Source organism: Microbacterium sp. BDGP8, assembly GCF_029991045.1.
GTDB classification, from domain to species: domain Bacteria; phylum Actinomycetota; class Actinomycetes; order Actinomycetales; family Microbacteriaceae; genus Microbacterium; species Microbacterium plantarum.
The window spans coordinates 32913-49365 of record NZ_CP120713.1 but is presented as its reverse complement, the minus strand read 5'-3'; the positions used below and the strand labels follow the sequence as shown (position 1 = coordinate 49365).

Here is a 16453-nt window from a genome sequence, read left to right as displayed (position 1 = left end):
TGGAACTCGATGAACAGGAAGTATTCGCCGGAGATGCGTGGGCGGGCGTTGCGGATGCTCGCGGAGACGCGGCCGTCGCACCCGACGATGATGAGCGCGGTCCGTCACGTGGCCGGTCTGCTCGGGATGAGCCCGGAGACGCTGCGGCTCTGGCAGCGTCGCTACGAGGTCGACGCGGGCGTGAAGCCCGGGTTGACGACGGATGCGGCGGCGGAGATCGAGCGGCTGCAGAAGGAGGTCTCGGAGTTGCGGAAGGCGAACGAGATCCTCAGGGCTGCGAGCATCTTTTTCGCGAAGGAGCCAGGCCACCCCTCGACGAGATGATCCGGTTCGTCAACGAACACCGGGATCGTTTCGGGGTCGAGCTCATCTGCCAGGTCCTGCGACCGGCAGTGAGAGGATTCTTCACCTCACGCGGCTATCGCGCCGCGGTGGGCCGCGCGCCGTCCGCGCGGCAGCTGCAGGATGATCTGCTCGTGCCCGAGATCGCCCGGCTGCATGCGGAGAACTACGGCGTCTACGGGCGACGGAAGATGCACGCCCTCATGCGACGGCAAGGCTGGGACATCGGCCGGGACCAGACCGAACGCCTCATGAGCCTTGCCGGGGTTCGCGGAGTCCGCAAGTCGAAGCGCGTGTTCACCACCCGCGCCGACACGACCACAGTGCTGCCGAGCGATCTCGTGAACCGCCGCTTCACCGCACCAGCGCCGCGACGGCTCTGGGTCTGCGACGTCACCTACGTCGCCACCTGGTCCGGGTTCGCCTACGTCGCGTTCGTCACCGATGTCTACTCGCGTCGCATCGTGGGCTGGAACGTCGCATCGACCCTGAAGGCCGACATCTTGCCGTTGCGGGCACTCGATATGGCCGCGTGGGCCGCGGGCGGTCGCCTCGACGGGTTGATCCATCATGCCGATCACGGGTCGAACTACCTCGCCGTGGTCTTCACGGATCGGATCGAGGAACTCGGAGCGAGCCCCTCTACCGGAACCGTCGGCGACTCGTTCGACTGTCAGTCTGTTTCTGCCCGATCTCGCGAGGATGGGGTAGTCCTGGCCGGAGCGCTCTGACCCTTGCGTTTGATTGGCCCGTAGGGTGCCTTGGCGTTGATCTGTCGAGCCTCCGGCCGGGCGCGCAGTAACCGCTGCCGCCGGATCGGGCGTGACCTGATAGGAGCCTGGAGCAGTCTCGACAACGCGTCCCCATGACAGTCCTGTCCACCCGCCGGCGACAGCGTGATGACCACGCTAACCGGTGAAGGAGACAGCACACATGACCGAACTCGAGACCGTCCGTTCCGGACACGTCGTGATCGGCGTCGATACGCACAAACACATCCACGTCGCCGCGGTGACGGACTCGGTCGGCGGGATCCTCGCGACCTTGACGATCACGACCGATACGGCCGGGTTCAAGCAATTGCTGGGATGGGCTGCGAGCTTCGGGAACGTCATCGCGTTCGGCATCGAGGGAACCGGCTCCTACGGGGCCGCGCTGACCTCGTTCGTCCGCCGCCACGGACACAAAGTCATCGAGGTCGCCCGCCCCGATCGGCGGCTGCGCCGACTCAACGGGAAGTCCGACACCCTTGACGCGGAAAACGCCGCCCGGGCCGTGCTCGCCGGATTCGCGACCGCGATCCCGAAGACCGCGGACGGGGTCGTGGAGATGATTCGACAGCTGAAAGTCGCGCATGACACCGCGGTGAAAGACCGCACCGGAGCGATGATCACCCTCAAAGCGATGCTCGTCCACGCCACCGAAGACCTCCGACGCGAGACCGCCAAGAAGACGCAGAAGATGGTCGCGCGGCACTGCGCCGCGCTCCGACCCCGCGGACTGGAGACCCCGGAGGACGCGAACCGTCACGCTCTCCGCTCGATCGCGAAACGATGGATCGCGCTCAACGATGAGATCAAGGATCTCGAAGAGCAGCTCGTGCTCCAACGCGCCCCGCACCTGCTCGACGAGTTCGGCATCGGCGTCGACACCGCCGCGGAGATCCTCATCGTCGCCGGCGACAACCCCGAACGCATACACAGCGAGGCCGCATTCGCAAAACTCGCCGGCATCAGCCCCATCCCGACCGGATCAGGGATGACCAGCGGCAAGCATCGCATCAACCACGGCGGACACCGTCAACTCAACGCCGCCATCTACCGGACTGTGATCGTCAGGATGAGATTCCACGAGCCCACGATCGCTTACGTTGCCCGACGCACCGCCGAGGGCAAGAGCAAGCGCGACATCATCCGATGCCTGAAACGCTACGTGATCCGCGAGGTCTACCACCTCGTCAAGACCGACCCGAGAACCGGCGAAATCAGGAGTTGACAACTATAGGAGCATCAACGCCCTCGCCGAGGCGGTCAACGGCCTCTACAAGACCGAACTGATCCGTCAGCGCGGGCCCTGGCGCACAGTCGAGCAAGTCGAACTGGCGACGCTCGAGTGGGTGTGGTGGTGGAACAACTCCCGCCTCCACGGCGAGCTCGACATGCGAACACCCGCCGAGGTCGAACAGGCGTATTACGCTGACCAGGAATCAGCCAATCCGGCACCTGTCGGACAAGGCTCCCGATAGGAACGAAAGTCAGGCCGATTCACCTTAGGGCACCACGATGATCTTTCCAGCAGCGTGTCCGGTCTCCACGGCGGCAATCGCCTGACCTGCCTGATCAAGGGCGAACTGGGCGTCCACGTGGGGATCGACCAGCCCGTATTGGATCACCTCGGTGATCTTGGCCATGGCCTCATCCGTGCGTGCCAGGGCCTGGCCGCCGAGCTCGGCGGCGGTGTCTGGGTCCGCTGCGGAGATGATCCGGGTTCGGTCGGGCACCAGGTCCGCAACAGCACGTAGCGCATCGCCACCGACGAGATCAACGATCAAGTCTGGGCCGTCCGCGCTCACCTGTCGCACCCGGTCGGCCGCCCCTGGACCGGATTCGATGAAGGTGGCGCCGGTTGACTCGACGAGTTCCCGCTTGGTTGCGCTGGCGACGCCGATGACCGTGAGCTCGTGCACGCGACCAATCTGTGCCGCGATCAGTCCCACTCCGCCGCCGGCGCCGAGCAGTAGCAGGGTCTGGCCCGGTTCGAGTTCGATCTGGTGGGTGGCGTCGTAGGCTGTGGCGGCGGCCACCGGGATGGTGGCCGCGTCGGCGAAGGAGATCTCCTCGGGCTTGGCCACAGTCGTGGCGGCGCGCAGTAGCGTGTGCTCGGCCATTCCACCCTGCCCGGGCGCCACAAGGCCGAGCACCTCGTCGCCCACGGCGAAGTCCTCGACCCCGTCACCGACCTCAGTGACCACGCCGGCGGCTTCACGGCCCATCGGCGCCGGCAGGCTCCAGTGACGGCCCAGCTGGCCTTCCCGGATCTTCCAGTCCGCCGGATTTACACCAGCGGCTCGGACTTCGATGGCCAGTTCCCCGGGCCCGGGCGTTGGAACAGGCCGCTCGATCAGTTGCTGGGCCTCGGGTCCGCCGTAGCCGGTGAAGACATAAACCTTGGACATGGATGGAATCTCCTTCTGATCTGGACTGGGTGGTGCGTCGTCGACGTCCCGGATGGGTCTGTCGTGGCGGTGGCGGTCAGGGCCGGGGTGGTTCGTCCTCACCGGCGGCTTCGGCGGCGTCAGCCTCTTCCCGGGTGGCGAATGCGGCGCCGGCGGCGTGCTCGGGTGGGCTGTAGATGGTGTACAGCACCAGTGGCTGGTCCCCGGTGTTGCGGAAGTTGTGCTGGGCACCGGCGGGTACTGCGCACTGGTCACCGGCATCGATGGGGTGTGTGTGGCCGTTGAGGTCGGCTTCGCCGGTTCCGGAGACGAAGGTCAGGATCTGATCGGTGTGTTCGTGGACCTCGTCTCCGATCTCGCCACCGGGCGGAATGGTCATCACCACGATCTGGGTGTGTTCTCCGGTCCACAGCACCTTCCGGAAGTCGGGATTGTCCCTGGCCACGTCCGCGATGGTGAAATGCTCGACGTTGTCGCCCAGGGTGAAGTTCTTTTCGCTCATGGTCGGTCTCCTCTGTTTCGTGTGTTGATTTCGGTGTTTGCGTCGTTGTTTTGAGTCTTCGAGGTGCTCGGTGCCGCGGGGCGGGTCCACTGCCCCGGGGGCGTCAGGCGGTCACATGCTCCGCCGAGGTCCCCGTAGCAGTGCGTTCGCTCTTTGGCGTCGTCGTGGAGTCTCGGGTGTTTTGCAGGAGCCGCATCGCGTTGGCGATGACCACGAGCACGGAGGCTTCGTGAACGAGCATGCCGATCGACATGGTCACTCCGCCGGCGAAGACTCCGGCCAGTAGTAGCACCACGGTGATCAGGGCGATTGCGATGTTCTGTTTCATCACGTTCACGGTTCGCTTGGCCAGGCCGATGGCCTCGGGCAGCTTGAGCAGGTTGTCGCCCATCAGGGCGATGTCCGCGGTCTCCACGGCCACGGCTGAGCCTGCCGCACCCATCGCCACGCCGATGTTCGCGGTGGCGAGAGCCGGGGCGTCGTTGACGCCGTCACCGACCATCGCGATCGTGTGGCCCTGGCGCTGTAGCTCGGTGACAGCGTCCAGCTTGTCCTCAGGGAGCAGGGAGGCGTGGATCTCGTCGATCCCGGTGGCTTTGCCGACGGCCTCGGCCACCAGTCGGGTGTCACCAGTGAGCATGACGACCTTCTCGACGCCGGCCCGGTGCAGTCGCGCGACCATCTCGGGTGCGTCCTGGCGGATCTGGTCGGCGACGGCGACGACGCCGACCACTGTCTCGTCAACAGCGACGATCATAGGAGTTTTTCCGGCGGCGGCCAGCTCCTGGGCGGCCTGCGCTGCCTCGGCGATGCCTGAGGCAACGCCGTACTGCTCCAGTAGCGGTGGGTTGCCGATCAGCACCTGGCGGCCATTGACGTTCGCCACGATGCCCTTGCCGGGGACCGGGGTGACGGCGCCGGGGATGCCCTGCGGGGCGACGCCCTCCTCGCGGGCGGTCTCCAGGATGGGGCGGGCCAGTGGGTGTTCGGAGCCGGCCTCGGCTGCCGCGGCCCAGCGCAGCACCTCCGCACGGTCGAGCGTGGAATCCAAAATGATGACGTCGGTCAGCTGGGGACGTCCCTCGGTGAGCGTGCCGGTCTTGTCCACGGCGACCGCGGAGATCTTCGCGGAAGTCTCCAGGAACTCGCCGCCCTTGATGAGGATGCCGTTGCGCGCAGCGCGGCCGATGCCCGCCACGATGGCGACCGGGATGGAGATCACCAGGGCACCGGGGCAACCGATGACCAGCAGGGTCAGGGCCAGCACCACGTCTCCGCTGATGAGTCCGGCCACCAGGGCCAGGACCATGACAGCGGGGGTGTACCACGTGGAGAACCGGTCGATGAAGGCCTGGGTCTTGGCCTTGGCGTCCTGAGCCTCTTCCACTCGGTGGATGATGCGGGCCAAGGTGGTGTCTGCGCCGATGCCAGTGGCCAGGACCTGTAGGAATCCGCCGCGGGAAACGGTGCCGGCGAAGACCTGCCCGCCCTTAGTTTTCTCCACTGGGATGGACTCGCCGGTGATGGAGGCCTCGTCGATGGCGCCGGTGCCGGAGACGACCTGGCCGTCCACGGGGACCTTCGCGCCGTTCTTGACCAGGACGATCTCGCCCATTCTCACCTGTCCGGCGGGGATTTCCTGTTGCTCGCCATCGCGCACGACGATCGCGGAATCGGGCGCGACGGCGACCAGTTCGGCCAGTGCCGAGCGGGTCTTGTTGAGGGTCGCAGCTTCCAGCGCGTGGCCGATCGCGAACAGGAACGTGACCGCCGCGGCCTCCCAGAAGTTGCCGATGATGACCGCGCCGATCGCCGCAACCGACACGAGTAGGTCGATGCCGATGACCTTGGCGATCAGCGCGCGCACCGCCTTCACCACGATCCCGTAGCCGGCCACCACGGCCGCGGCGATCATGAAGACATCTCCGAGGGTGAAAGCCTCGCTGGCGTGAGTGGCGTGGGCGCCGGCGTCTAGCCACCACTGGGGGCTGACGGTGAGGTTGGCGGCACCCCCGGCCAGCCACTGGATGGCGAAGGAGGTGATGATGAGCACGCCGGACACGACGGGAACTGACCAGTTCCCATAGACCCATTTTTGGAGCCTGTTCACTTTCGGGTACGACCTTTCTGGGTCTCGTGCCGGCGGAGCGGCAGAGTGGAATGTGGGGAGGATGTCCGCAGGTGGCGCGCGGGGGCCGTTGGTCTCAGAAGGCGGACGGTGCGGCCTTGTAGCCGGCTTTGGCGATAGCGGCGACGAGGTCATCCACGGAGATGCGCTCGTTGTCGTGGTCCACCTCGATGCGGGCGGAGGCGAAGTGGACCTTCACGTTCTCGACACCCTTGAGTCGCCCGACCTGCTTCTCGATCTTCGCCACGCACGAGGGGCAGGAGAATCCCTCCGCTCTAAGGACGGTGTGAGTGGTGGTGGGGGTGGAGGTGGCCATGGTGGACCCCTTTCGTGATGTGTTCCTTATTGGTACCTTCACGATAGGTTTGCGGCGTCCGGAACTCCTTGACATAGATCATGTTCGGCGCCCGCCTGCTACCGAGGCGTAGCTGACGCTGTCCGGTCCCGCGGCGCCGATGCCGACTCCGGTAGACTTGCCACATGCCCGTGGACGATCTGTGCGTCAGCCGCGTGCCGATCTTCCAAGGACTCACCCGCGAGGAGCAGTTGCGGGTCGCGGAGTTCGTCCGCCCGGTGCATGTTGCCAAGGGGGAGACGGTCTATTCGCCAGGACAGTCGGTCTCGCGTCTGTTGGTGATGCACAGCGGACAGCTCAAGGTCAGTCATGCGGCGGCCAACGGCCAGGAACAAATCCTGCGCACGGTGACCGACGGTGATGTCGTGGGCGAACGGGCCTTCCTGACCGGCCACCTGCCCAATGACCTCGTCGTCGCGCTGGAAGACAGCCGGATGTGCGTCTTCGACCACACAGACCTCTCGGCGCTGCTGCGCGACTACCCTGATGTCGGTCTGCGGATGCTGCGGACTCTGTCCGACAGGCTCGCCTCCGCCGAGCGGTTGCTGGCCGCCATCACCTCCAGCGATGTCAGCGCCCGCATCGCGGCCTACCTGCTGGATCTGCCCGGCGGCATCCGAGACGGCGTGCCCACAGTGTGGCTACCGTTGGCGAAGTACGAAATCGCCTCCTATCTGGGCACCACGCCAGAAACCCTGAGCCGACGCCTTGCCGCTCTCGCCGCCTCCGGTGTCATCGAACTCCACGGGCGTCGTGAAGTCACGATTCTCGACATTGATGGGCTCGAACGCGTAGCCACACCTCGATAGACAGGGTATCGCCATGGCTTGGCTAAAGGTGGCGTGCGGCCGGGCCCGAATGCGGCTTGCCTCGTCCTCGGGTGCGTAAGCGTGGTCACATCGCGGCGTCACCTACGATGGCGCCCACATCCCGCTGGTCGACCCGGACACCTGGCTGCAGGTCCAGACGCAGCTCGATGCGAAGAACGCTGTCGGTGAGCGGCCTCAGAAGTACGACCACTACCTCAAGGGGAGCTTGTGCTGCTCGTGTGGCGCCAAGCTCATGATCGAACGACCCCGTGACAAGCAAGGCGATCGCTACGAGTACTTCACCTGTTCAGGGCGGCGCAAAAAAGAAGAGGGGTGGCGATACCACCTGGCACGATTGAAGCGGACGAGCGAGGGTGAAGACGTCGACGTCGATGTTCAGTGAACGCTGCTGGTGAGCCAGTGGAGTGTCGCGGCGAGGCAGAGACCGGCGTGGTAGTTGCGTGCGGTCTTGTCTGAGCGCATCGCGATCCCGCGCCACTGCTTGAGCTTGTTGAAGCATCGCTCGACGACGTTGCGGCCACGGTAGCGGACCCGCTGCTCCTGACCGAAGTCGATCGGTCGCCCGCGGCGCTTGCGGCGGTGAGCGATCTGATCGTCACGTTCAGGGATCGTCGCGGCAATCCCGCGCTCGCGCAGCCAGGCGCGATTCGCCTTCGACGGGTAGCCCTTGTCCGCGAGCAGCCGATCCGGCCTCGACCGCGGCCTGCCTCTCGCGCCCGGGACGCGGATCTCGCTCAGCGTTGCGGTCAGCATGCTCGTGTCCGCCGCTTGTCCGGGCGTGAGGATGAACGCGAGAGCTCGTCCCTTGCCGTCGCAGACCAGGTGATTCTTCGTCGTCAACCCACCGCGGGAACGGCCGATCGCGTGATCGGGTGGCTCGTCACCGAATTTCTTGTAGTTCGCCAGAGCCCCCTGTGGCGCGGGGAAGGGTGGCGCCGTGCTGATGCACGCGCACGATCGTGGAGTCGATCGACGCGACCCAGTCCAGATCCCCGGACTGCTGCGCGAGAGCCTGCGTCTTCTCCAGCACCCGCGCCCACACGCCCAGCTCGGACCACCGGTTGAAGTTCTTATAGATCGTGTTCCAGTTCCCGAACCGCTCCGGCACGTCCCGCCACGGCGCACCAGTCCGGAACCGCCACGCCGTCGCCTCGACCACCGCGCGCCGATCCACCGGCGGCCGACCCGTCGACTTCGCAGTCGGGAACAGCGGACCGATCACAGCCCACGCTTCATCCGAGATCACGTCACGAAACACGCATCAAGACTCACCCACGAGGCAACCGCAGATGTTTAGCAACACGCCCTAGGCCGTGTTGATCAAGAGGGTTCACTCTCCGCTGGGCGAGTCTTGAACGGTGACGCGGCAGGAGATCTCGGACGAGGTGTGGGCCGTGCTGGAGCCGTTGATGCCGACGGTGACCGGGAGGTCGAGGCCGTGGACGGATCATCGCCTCGCGGTCGAGGGTATGACGTGGAAGTACCGCACCGGGGCGCCGTGGCGGGACGTGCCGGAGCGGTTCGGTAAGTGGAACTCGATCTACAAGCGGTTCAACCGGTGGGCCGAGGACGGCACCTGGGAGAAGCTGCTGGCCGAGGTGCAGAAGCAGGCCGACGCCGCCGGGAAGATCGACTGGGTCGTCTCGATCGACTCCACGATTGCACGTGTGCATCAGCACGGCGCGACACTGAAGCGTGACACAGGGGGCTCTGCCGAATCACAAGAATCCGTGGTTCGAGCCGTCTGATCACGGGATTGGACGTTCCCGGGGCGGACTGACGACCAAGCTGCACCTGGTCTGCGACGGCCGCGGAAGGCCGCTAGGCATGGTCATCACCGGTGGGAATGTCAACGACACCACGATGATGCCCGCCGTGCTTGAGGACATCCGCGTGCCCCGCGATGGGGAGGGCCGGCCGCGCACCCGCCCCGACCGGGTGCTCGCCGACAAAGGCTACCCGTCGAAGGCAAACCGTGCATGGCTGCGCGCGAGAGGGATCGCGGCCACGATCCCCGAGCGGGACGATCAGATCGCGCACCGCCGCAAGAGGCCAGGCCGACCGATCGACTTCGGCGATCAGCAGCAGGAACGCTACAAGGGCCGCAACGTCGTCGAACGCTGCTTCAACAAGCTCAAGCAGTGGCGCGGCATCGCGATGCGTTCGGACAAGCTCGCTCGCAACTATCGTGCCGCGATCAGCCTCGCTGCGACGCTGATCTGGATCAAGACGGACCTGTCCCGTCCCGGCCTGGCCATAGGCCGGCCGGCGCCGCGCCGATGCGGCAGGATGACGGGATGAGTTCCTACGTTCGCCCTCTGATCGAAGCGCCGGTGTTCCGCGACGCTGACGGCGCGGTGATCAACTACGGGAGCCGGTGGCACGAGTCACCTCCGGAAGACACCTACTCGGTCGACACGCATCCCGAGCGGTTCGCACCGCTGCACGTTGTCGCTGACGCCCTTATCGCCCACCTCCGAGAGACGTATGACGTCGAGGTCGATGAGGGCGTTGAGGTGACAGCGGATCTGCTGCGTCCCGCGTTTCATGATGTGGTGCGCGCGGTGCGGATACGTCCTAATGATCCGAAGTGCGCGTCCTTGACGTTGGTCTTCACCGCTTATCCGGGGATCTACATGCACGCGGGACTATTGCACGACTTCCACTACCCAGTCTGCGGTTGCGACGCTTGCGACTCGAACTGGGAGGCCGAAGCCGATGAACTCGAGCAGCAAGTATTCGCGACCGTCAGCGGCAACTACCGAGAGACGATCGAAAGCGGACTTCGCCCCTGGGTCGATTACGCCTTCACCTATCCCGACGGCGCGAGCTCCGGGAAATCCCGCTCCCAAGATCTTCCTGCCCAGCGCCTCAAAGACGCCAAGCCCGTCCTCCGCGACCTTCCCGACGGATGGAATCACTGGCCGCGCCCGGCCCCGCCTCTCGATCAACACGGCCTAGCTCGACGGTAGGCCGAGCCTGTCGAAGAACGCCCTGTTCTGCTCCGTGGCCGCGTTGACGAGGCCGTCGAAACTGATGACCTCGACATACGCCTTGTACGGCTCGACGTAGCCGAAGTACCCGAGCCCGTCATGCGTCTTGATCAAGTTCGACAGCTTGCACATGCGCTCCATCGTTGGCGTCAGGTCGGCGATGACGTAGCAGAAGGCCGGCGGCTCCTGCGCGCTCGACGGAATCAGCCGCCCGGTTGCCGTCGTTACTTTGCCCTCGCGAACCCGCGCGACGTAGTCAAGGCACTGCGCGATGGGGTTCTTGTCCTCCGTCGTCGCGTCGTTGCGCATGGGGCGCTTGAGCTCGACGACGATCGACTGCAGCGGCAACTTCTGCCCCGCGGTCGCGAGCACGGGCGAGTCCGCCTCGAGCACGCGTGTCGCCAGTATGTCCGGTCGGTTCGTCGAGGCGTCGTCCGTGACGGGCATGCTCTTGAGAGTCTTGTCGGACGCGAGGTAGTGTGGAAGACGAGCCGCTCGTCCAGATTCCACAGGTTCGACGCATCGACCCAGACATCGTTCGAGTCCTTGCGCATGGGGAAAAGCAGCTCGTGGACGCGGTCTTCGCGAGCATACTTGCCATCTCCGTCCGACTCGATGAGTTTTGCGAGGATGTCGAGGGTCGTGCGGCGCCGAGCAACGTGCCTTCGGGCGACCTTATCTCGGAGCGCGACAGCGCTTCATCGAACCATGAAGGAGTAGTCGGAATGTCCACTGCCAAGGTCGCTCTCGTCTCGGGCGCAGGTCAGGGAATCGGTCGCGGAATCGCGCTCCAGCTCGCGAAGGACGGCTTCGACGTCGCCGTCGCAGACCTCACGTTCCAGGAGGAGAAGGCGCGCGGCGTCGTCGCGGAGATCGAGGCGCTGGGCCGCCGTGCGATCTTCGTGGCTGCCGACGTGTCGAAGAAGGAAGACGTCGTCGCCGCTGTGGACGCAGCCGCCACGCAGCTCGGTGGGTTCGACGTCATCGTGAACAACGCGGGCATCGCGCAGGTCAAGCCGATCCTCGACGTGACGGCGGAAGAGCTCGACAAGATCTTCTCCATCAACGTGAACAGCGTGGTCTTCGGCATCCAGGCCGCTGCCGACAAGTTCATCGAGCTCGGTGTGAAGGGCAAGATCATCTCCGCCGCCTCGATCGCGTCGATCAAGGGCTTCCCGATCCTCGGCGCGTACTCGGCGTCGAAGTTCGCCGTGCGCGGCCTCACGCAGGTCGCGGCGCAGGAGCTCGCCCCGAAGGGCATCACCGTCAACGCGTACGCTCCCGGCATCGTCGGCACGGGCATGTGGGACCTCATCGACGAGAAGCTGTCGGAGATCAACGGCAAGCCGCGGGGCCAGAACCTCAAGGAGAACGTCGAGAGCATCGCCCTCGGCCGCATCGAGACGCCCGAAGACGTCGCGAACGTCGTGTCGTTCCTCGCAAGCGAGAAAGCCGACTACGTGACCGGCCAGGTGCTGCTCGTGGACGGCGGAATGCTCTACAACTGATGCATCCGAAGGGGGCGCGGGGAGGACATGTCCTTCCCGCGCCCCCTTTTTTGCGAAGTCTTCGCGAGGACGCCGCGCCCGGCCGGTTCCTCATCAGGCCGCCGGCAGGTGCCGGCGCCAGCTGAGCGCGACGATCCCGACGCTGACCGCCGCCAGGACCGCGCCGGCGAGGAACATCGTCGTGTACGGGATCCACGCGCCGAGCGCGGCGAGGATCGCCGGGATGAAGAACCCGAGATACGTCAGTGAGTAGTACACCGCGGTGAGTCCGGCAAGATCGCGCGGACCGGCGATCCGCTGAATCTCGCGCAGTCCCCCGACGAGCAGCATGCCGTAGGCCGCGCCGAGTGCCGCGGCGGCCACGAACGCCCAGGCTAGCGAGTTGAGGCTCACCGCGACGGCGGCCAGGATCATGGCGGGAACGGTGACCGTCAGCGCGATCCCGATGCCGCGGGCCGACAGCGGGGTGTCGACCTTCGCGGCGAACCGCTGCACCGCGACACCGCAGCCGAGCGCGACGACGCACAGCAGACCCGACACACCGATCTGCAGTCCCGGCGCCTGCGACATCATGAGGCCCGGCAGGATCGCGTACGCGCTTGCGGCGGTGCCGAAGACCCACGGCGCCATCGGGACGACGACGAGGAGGAACCGGCGGTGCATCGCGGTGGGGATGCGCAGGTCGGCGAGGAGCGGCCCAGAGGTGTCTGGGCGCGGCCGGCTCTCCGGCGCCGCCCACAGCAGCACGAGCGCGACGAGGGTGAGAGCGATGTGCAGGAGGTAGGGCGACGCGGTGGGGATCGGGCCGAACTGCCCGAGCGCCGCAGCGAATCCGGCGCCCAGCGCGAACCCGGACGTCAGTGCGAGTGCAGCGCGTGAGGCGCCACGGCCGTCGACGGCGCGGGTCGTGAACGGAGGCTCGGAGAGCTCTTTCACCCAGCTCGTGCCGACTGCCATCACGAGCCCCAGCGCGATACCCGACAGCACCCGCCCGGCGAACAGGAGCGGCATCGAGGAAGCCCCGACGGCGAGGAGCGTGCTGCCCGCAATCGCGATGATCGGGGCGGGGACGAACAGCGGTCGGCGGCCGTACCGGTCGGACAGCGGGCCGCCGAGAAGGAGCGCGGGCACGATGCCCAGGACATATGCCCCGAGCAGTACATTCACGCTGAAGGCGCTCATCTGGTCGATCTGGCGGTACATCACGAGCAGCGGTGTGAACTCGTTTCCACCCCACGCGACAGCGAACAGGGCAGCGCTCACGCGCATCCAGGGGACGATCGCGATCCGCTCTCCGGCGGCGGCTCCCTCGGAGGACATCTCACTCATGACAGCAGCTCCCGGTGGGTCTTCTTGATGTGACGGCCGAGTGCCACCTCGAACGCCGCGGTCTCGCCATCGCCGATGAGGCGGACGAGCAATCCGTGATCGTCGAGCACCTGCTCGGCTCGGTCGTCGCGTCGCCAGAGCGACCACGCGAGCATCCGCCTCTGCCGATCGCGCAGCGTCGCGAAGAACTCTGCGAGCAGGGCGTTCCCGCCGGCCGCGACGATCCGGGCGTGGAAGGCCGTGTCTGCCTCGGCGAGCCGCGCGAGGTCGGATGCCTCGTACGCGCGGCGTTGCTCGTCGAGGATGTCGGAGAGCTCGTCGACGACGTCCTGCACCCGTTCGGAGTCACGGACGAGCCGCCGCACGGCATCGGTCTCGATGAGGATGCGCGCCTCGACGACGTCGTCGAGCTCTCCCGGCGTCACATCGCGGATCAGCGCACCGCGCTTGGGGTACAGCCGCATCCACCCCTCGACCTGCAAGCGCAGGAACGCCTCGCGGACGGGGGTGCGGCTCATCCCGAGTTCGTCGGCGATCGTTCCCTCGCTGACCATCGTCCCGCCGGCGAGATCGCCGTCGAGGATCCGCTCCTTGACCTTCGCGTACGCGGCATCCGCGGCGGATGCCTCCGTCTCCTGATGCTCCATGACCCCGTCCCCGTGCTGATGAACAAGATAGATACTAGTTGCATCTCAGCCCGGTGCAAAGTGGCTCTTCGGACATTCGGTGGGGGTCATGGAGTGAGGCCGCCGGCGGCGAGGAGCATGCGGAGGCGGTAGTTGTGCCGGTTGCGATAGCCGCGGGCGAGGCGCCGGTGCAGCTCGATGATTCCGTTGATCGCCTCGGTGCCGCCGTTGTTCGCGCGCCCGGTCGCGAAATACGCGAGGAACGCTGACCGCCACCGGCGCAGGGTGCGACCGAGGCGGGCGATCTCCGGGATCGGGCAGGTGTGGAATGTCTCGGCGACTCGCTCCGCGATTCGGCGGCCCTCGGCGAGATCCTTCGCGTGGTAGGCGGATCGCAGTTGCTGCGCGGCATGACGCCATCCTCTCAACTCGAAAAGATGCGGCACCAAACCTGGGACGGTTCAAGCGGCGCTAGGCGAGTCTGATTGCTGCGTCGATCTATGGGGTGAGGGCAGTGGCCGACATCGCGGTCCGAACTATCGCGGTCCGAACTATCGCGGTCCGAACCTACCGGAGTCCGAAAGTACCGCGGTCCGAAACTATCTGATGCGCATCTTCTACAATGAGGATGCGCGTATGCACATGCATACGCACACGCGCACTCCTTGGACGCCGTAGCGAGCTTCCGGGCAGACGGTCGCAGACGTTGTCCCCCTGGCTCGTTTCCCCGCCCATCAAAAAATGAACGACCGCGGACTAGCTCGGATCAAGGCGACATCCCCTCAGCATCATGACGCGCTTGTGATGCACCTGAATATAGGAAGCTTAGAGATGACGCAACCGGGACAGACCACCACGACTTCGCACGAAGCGATCGATGCGTTCAAGAGAATCGTCGGCGACGAACATGTACTGACCTCTGAGCGTGCCACGATGCCATTCAGCAAAGGCTATCGATTCGGCGGAGGACCAGTCTTCGCCGTGGTGCGCCCCGGCACGCTGGTCGAGATGTGGCGGGCGCTGCAGGTATCCGTCGACAACAACCTCATCGTCATCCCGCAGGCATCGAACACGGGCCTGACTGGTGGATCCGGCCCCGGCTTCCAAGACTACGATCGCCCCATTGTGATCATCTCGACTCACCGCATCGATGAGGTGCACCTCATCAACGACGCGCGCGAGGCGATCTCGCTCGCGGGCACCCCGCTGACACACCTGACCGACGCGCTCGCCAAGCACCAGCGCGAGCCGCACTCGGTGATCGGGTCGACATCAATCGGCGCCTCGGTCATCGGCGGCATCGCGAACAACTCGGGCGGCAGCCAGATTCGCAAGGGTCCGGCATTCACGCGCGAAGCGATCTTCGCCCGCGTCAACGACGACGGCAAGGTCGAGCTGGTCAATCACCTGGGCATCTCGCTCGGAGACGACCCTGAGGTCGCACTCGACCGTCTACAGCGCGGCGAGTGGTCTCCCGAGGATGTCACCCCAGCTCCCGAAGACTCGAACGAGACCGAGTACGCCGAGCACTTGCGCAAGATCGTGCCTTCGCCTGCTCGCTACAATGCGAACCCCGAGTACCTGTTCGAGGCATCCGGCTCGGCCGGCAAGCTGATGGTGTTCGCGGTGCGCACCCGCACCTTCCCTCGCGAAGTGCACCCGACCGTGTTTTACATCGGCACGAACAACACGCACGAGCTCGAAGAGATCCGTCGGTTGTTCCTCGAAGCCGACATGCCGCTGCCTATCTCTGGTGAGTACATGGGCCGCAGTGCCTTCGACTTGGCCGAGAAGTACGGCAAAGACACCTTCGTCTTCCTGAAGTTCATGAGTCCAGCGCTGCAGACGCGCATGTTCTCGTTCAAGACGTGGGCCAACGGCTTGTTCTCGAAGATTCCCGGCATTGGTCCGACCTTCGCCGACACGGTATCGCAAGCCATGTTCAGCGTGCTGCCCAATCAGCTGCCCAAGCGCATGATGGAGTACCGCAACCGTTTCGAGCATCACCTGCTGCTCACCGTCAGCGAGTCGCAGAAGGCCGCGAGCGAGAAGATGCTCAAGGAGTTCTTCGCAGAGCCCGAGCACACTGGTGAGTTCTTCATCTGCACGTCTGATGAAGAAAAGAGCGCGTCGCTCAACCGGTTCGGCGCGGCCAGTGCCGCCACTCGCTACGCCGCGTTGAAGCGCCGGCACATCGCAGGGCTCATCCCCATCGATGTGGCCCTGCGTCGCGACGATTGGAACTGGCTCGAGGTGCTGCCGGAGGAGATCGACGACCAGCTTGAGGTCAAGGCGTATTACGGGCACTTCTTCTGCCATGTGATGCACCAGGACTATGTCGCCAAGCAGGGCGTGGATCCCGAGGCGCTGCACGACCGCATCCAGCACCTGCTGGAGGAGCGCGGCGCGAAGCTGCCCGCCGAGCACAACTACGGTCGCATCTACAAGCTGCCGGAGTCCATGGAAGAGCACTTCAAGGAGCTCGATCCGACGAATACGTTCAACGCCGGTATCGGCGGCACGTCGCCGCACAAGGACTGGGCCTAAGTCCCCAAGGTAGCGCGACGCCGTGAGAGCCTGAGCGATGTCTTATCCATCTCGGGTGGACCTAGGCCGTGTTGATCAAGAGGTTTCGCTCCCGGCTGGGTGAGTCTTAAGCGGTCTG

The 16453-nt window shown here is 65.6% G+C and carries 15 protein-coding genes and 3 pseudogenes; 9 read left to right on the top strand and 9 right to left on the bottom strand.

The window, feature by feature from the left end:
• Positions 1 to 9 precede the first annotated feature (9 nt).
• From P6897_RS16190 to P6897_RS16175, 4 genes and pseudogenes are all read left to right on the top strand, one after another.
• Positions 10 to 324, top strand: coding sequence for a transposase (locus tag P6897_RS16190; protein ID WP_269268755.1), 315 nt, complete (start codon positions 10 to 12; stop codon positions 322 to 324).
• A complete protein-coding gene (locus P6897_RS16185; RefSeq protein ID WP_269268754.1) occupies positions 321 to 1073 on the top strand; it encodes an IS3 family transposase in 753 nt (250 codons plus the stop codon). Before P6897_RS16190 ends, P6897_RS16185 begins: the two co-directional genes overlap by 4 nt.
• A gap of 202 nt (positions 1074 to 1275) precedes the next feature.
• On the top strand, positions 1276 to 2337 hold the full coding sequence (locus P6897_RS16180; RefSeq protein ID WP_269268753.1) for an IS110 family transposase: 1062 nt from the start codon (positions 1276 to 1278) through the stop codon (positions 2335 to 2337).
• A pseudogene (locus tag P6897_RS16175) lies at positions 2336 to 2587 on the top strand (integrase core domain-containing protein); the annotation flags it as partial. The gene P6897_RS16180 and the pseudogene P6897_RS16175, both read left to right, overlap by 2 nt.
• A gap of 24 nt (positions 2588 to 2611) precedes the next feature.
• On the opposite strand, the gene P6897_RS16170 reads toward P6897_RS16175, so the two are convergent.
• From P6897_RS16170 to P6897_RS16155, 4 genes are all read right to left on the bottom strand, one after another.
• Positions 2612 to 3517, bottom strand: coding sequence for an NADP-dependent oxidoreductase (locus P6897_RS16170; RefSeq protein WP_204947949.1), 906 nt, complete (start codon positions 3515 to 3517; stop codon positions 2612 to 2614).
• Between the two features lie 76 nt (positions 3518 to 3593).
• Positions 3594 to 4019, bottom strand: coding sequence for a cupin domain-containing protein (locus P6897_RS16165; RefSeq protein ID WP_204947950.1), 426 nt, complete (start codon positions 4017 to 4019; stop codon positions 3594 to 3596).
• 103 nt (positions 4020 to 4122) lie between these two features.
• Positions 4123 to 6129, bottom strand: coding sequence for a cation-translocating P-type ATPase (locus P6897_RS16160; RefSeq protein WP_269268752.1), 2007 nt, complete (start codon positions 6127 to 6129; stop codon positions 4123 to 4125).
• 94 nt (positions 6130 to 6223) lie between these two features.
• Entirely contained in the window at positions 6224 to 6463 is a 240-nt protein-coding gene (locus P6897_RS16155; protein WP_204947951.1) for a heavy-metal-associated domain-containing protein, read from the bottom strand.
• Positions 6464 to 6627: 164 nt separating this feature from the next.
• Here P6897_RS16155 and P6897_RS16150 point away from each other — a divergent pair, with 164 nt between their 5' ends.
• A complete protein-coding gene (locus tag P6897_RS16150) occupies positions 6628 to 7311 on the top strand; it encodes a Crp/Fnr family transcriptional regulator (protein WP_204947952.1) in 684 nt (227 codons plus the stop codon).
• A gap of 396 nt (positions 7312 to 7707) precedes the next feature.
• Here P6897_RS16150 and P6897_RS16145 read toward each other — a convergent pair.
• Positions 7708 to 8590, bottom strand: a protein-coding gene (locus P6897_RS16145; protein ID WP_108719156.1) for an IS5 family transposase whose coding sequence is annotated in 2 segments (ribosomal slippage) — positions 7708 to 8235 and positions 8237 to 8590 — 882 coding nt in all. Because the reading frame shifts where the segments join, the coding sequence is not laid out codon by codon here.
• A 100-nt stretch (positions 8591 to 8690) separates the two neighbouring features.
• On the opposite strand from P6897_RS16145, the gene P6897_RS16140 reads away from it, so the two are divergent.
• Positions 8691 to 9633, top strand: a protein-coding gene (locus tag P6897_RS16140) for an IS5 family transposase (RefSeq protein ID WP_282502650.1) whose coding sequence is annotated in 2 segments (ribosomal slippage) — positions 8691 to 9076 and positions 9075 to 9633 — 945 coding nt in all. Because the reading frame shifts where the segments join, the coding sequence is not laid out codon by codon here.
• Positions 9630 to 10304 (top strand): DUF6226 family protein, encoded by a 675-nt coding sequence (locus P6897_RS16135; protein WP_282502649.1) that lies wholly within the window; start codon positions 9630 to 9632, stop codon positions 10302 to 10304. Before P6897_RS16140 ends, P6897_RS16135 begins: the two co-directional genes overlap by 4 nt.
• Here the strand turns inward: P6897_RS16135 and P6897_RS16130 are convergent.
• Positions 10290 to 10987, bottom strand: a pseudogene (locus P6897_RS16130) (ATP-binding protein); the annotation flags it as partial. The gene P6897_RS16135 and the pseudogene P6897_RS16130 overlap by 15 nt on opposite strands.
• A 63-nt stretch (positions 10988 to 11050) precedes the next feature.
• Here P6897_RS16130 and P6897_RS16125 point away from each other — a divergent pair.
• Positions 11051 to 11833 (top strand): acetoin reductase, encoded by a 783-nt coding sequence (locus tag P6897_RS16125; RefSeq protein ID WP_155049184.1) that lies wholly within the window; start codon positions 11051 to 11053, stop codon positions 11831 to 11833.
• A 93-nt stretch (positions 11834 to 11926) separates the two neighbouring features.
• On the opposite strand, the gene P6897_RS16120 is transcribed toward P6897_RS16125, so the two are convergent.
• The 3 genes and pseudogenes from P6897_RS16120 to P6897_RS16110 all read right to left on the bottom strand — a co-directional run.
• Positions 11927 to 13162, bottom strand: a complete 1236-nt coding sequence (locus P6897_RS16120; protein WP_282502648.1) for an MFS transporter — start codon at positions 13160 to 13162, stop codon at positions 11927 to 11929.
• Positions 13159 to 13809, bottom strand: a complete 651-nt coding sequence (locus P6897_RS16115) for a GntR family transcriptional regulator (protein ID WP_114306374.1) — start codon at positions 13807 to 13809, stop codon at positions 13159 to 13161. The genes P6897_RS16120 and P6897_RS16115 overlap by 4 nt, the downstream gene beginning before the upstream one ends.
• An 86-nt stretch (positions 13810 to 13895) precedes the next feature.
• A pseudogene (locus P6897_RS16110) lies at positions 13896 to 14201 on the bottom strand (transposase); the annotation flags it as partial.
• A gap of 418 nt (positions 14202 to 14619) precedes the next feature.
• Here P6897_RS16110 and dld point away from each other — a divergent pair.
• A complete protein-coding gene (dld, locus tag P6897_RS16105; RefSeq protein WP_013161533.1) occupies positions 14620 to 16335 on the top strand; it encodes a D-lactate dehydrogenase in 1716 nt (571 codons plus the stop codon).
• Positions 16336 to 16453 lie beyond the last annotated feature (118 nt).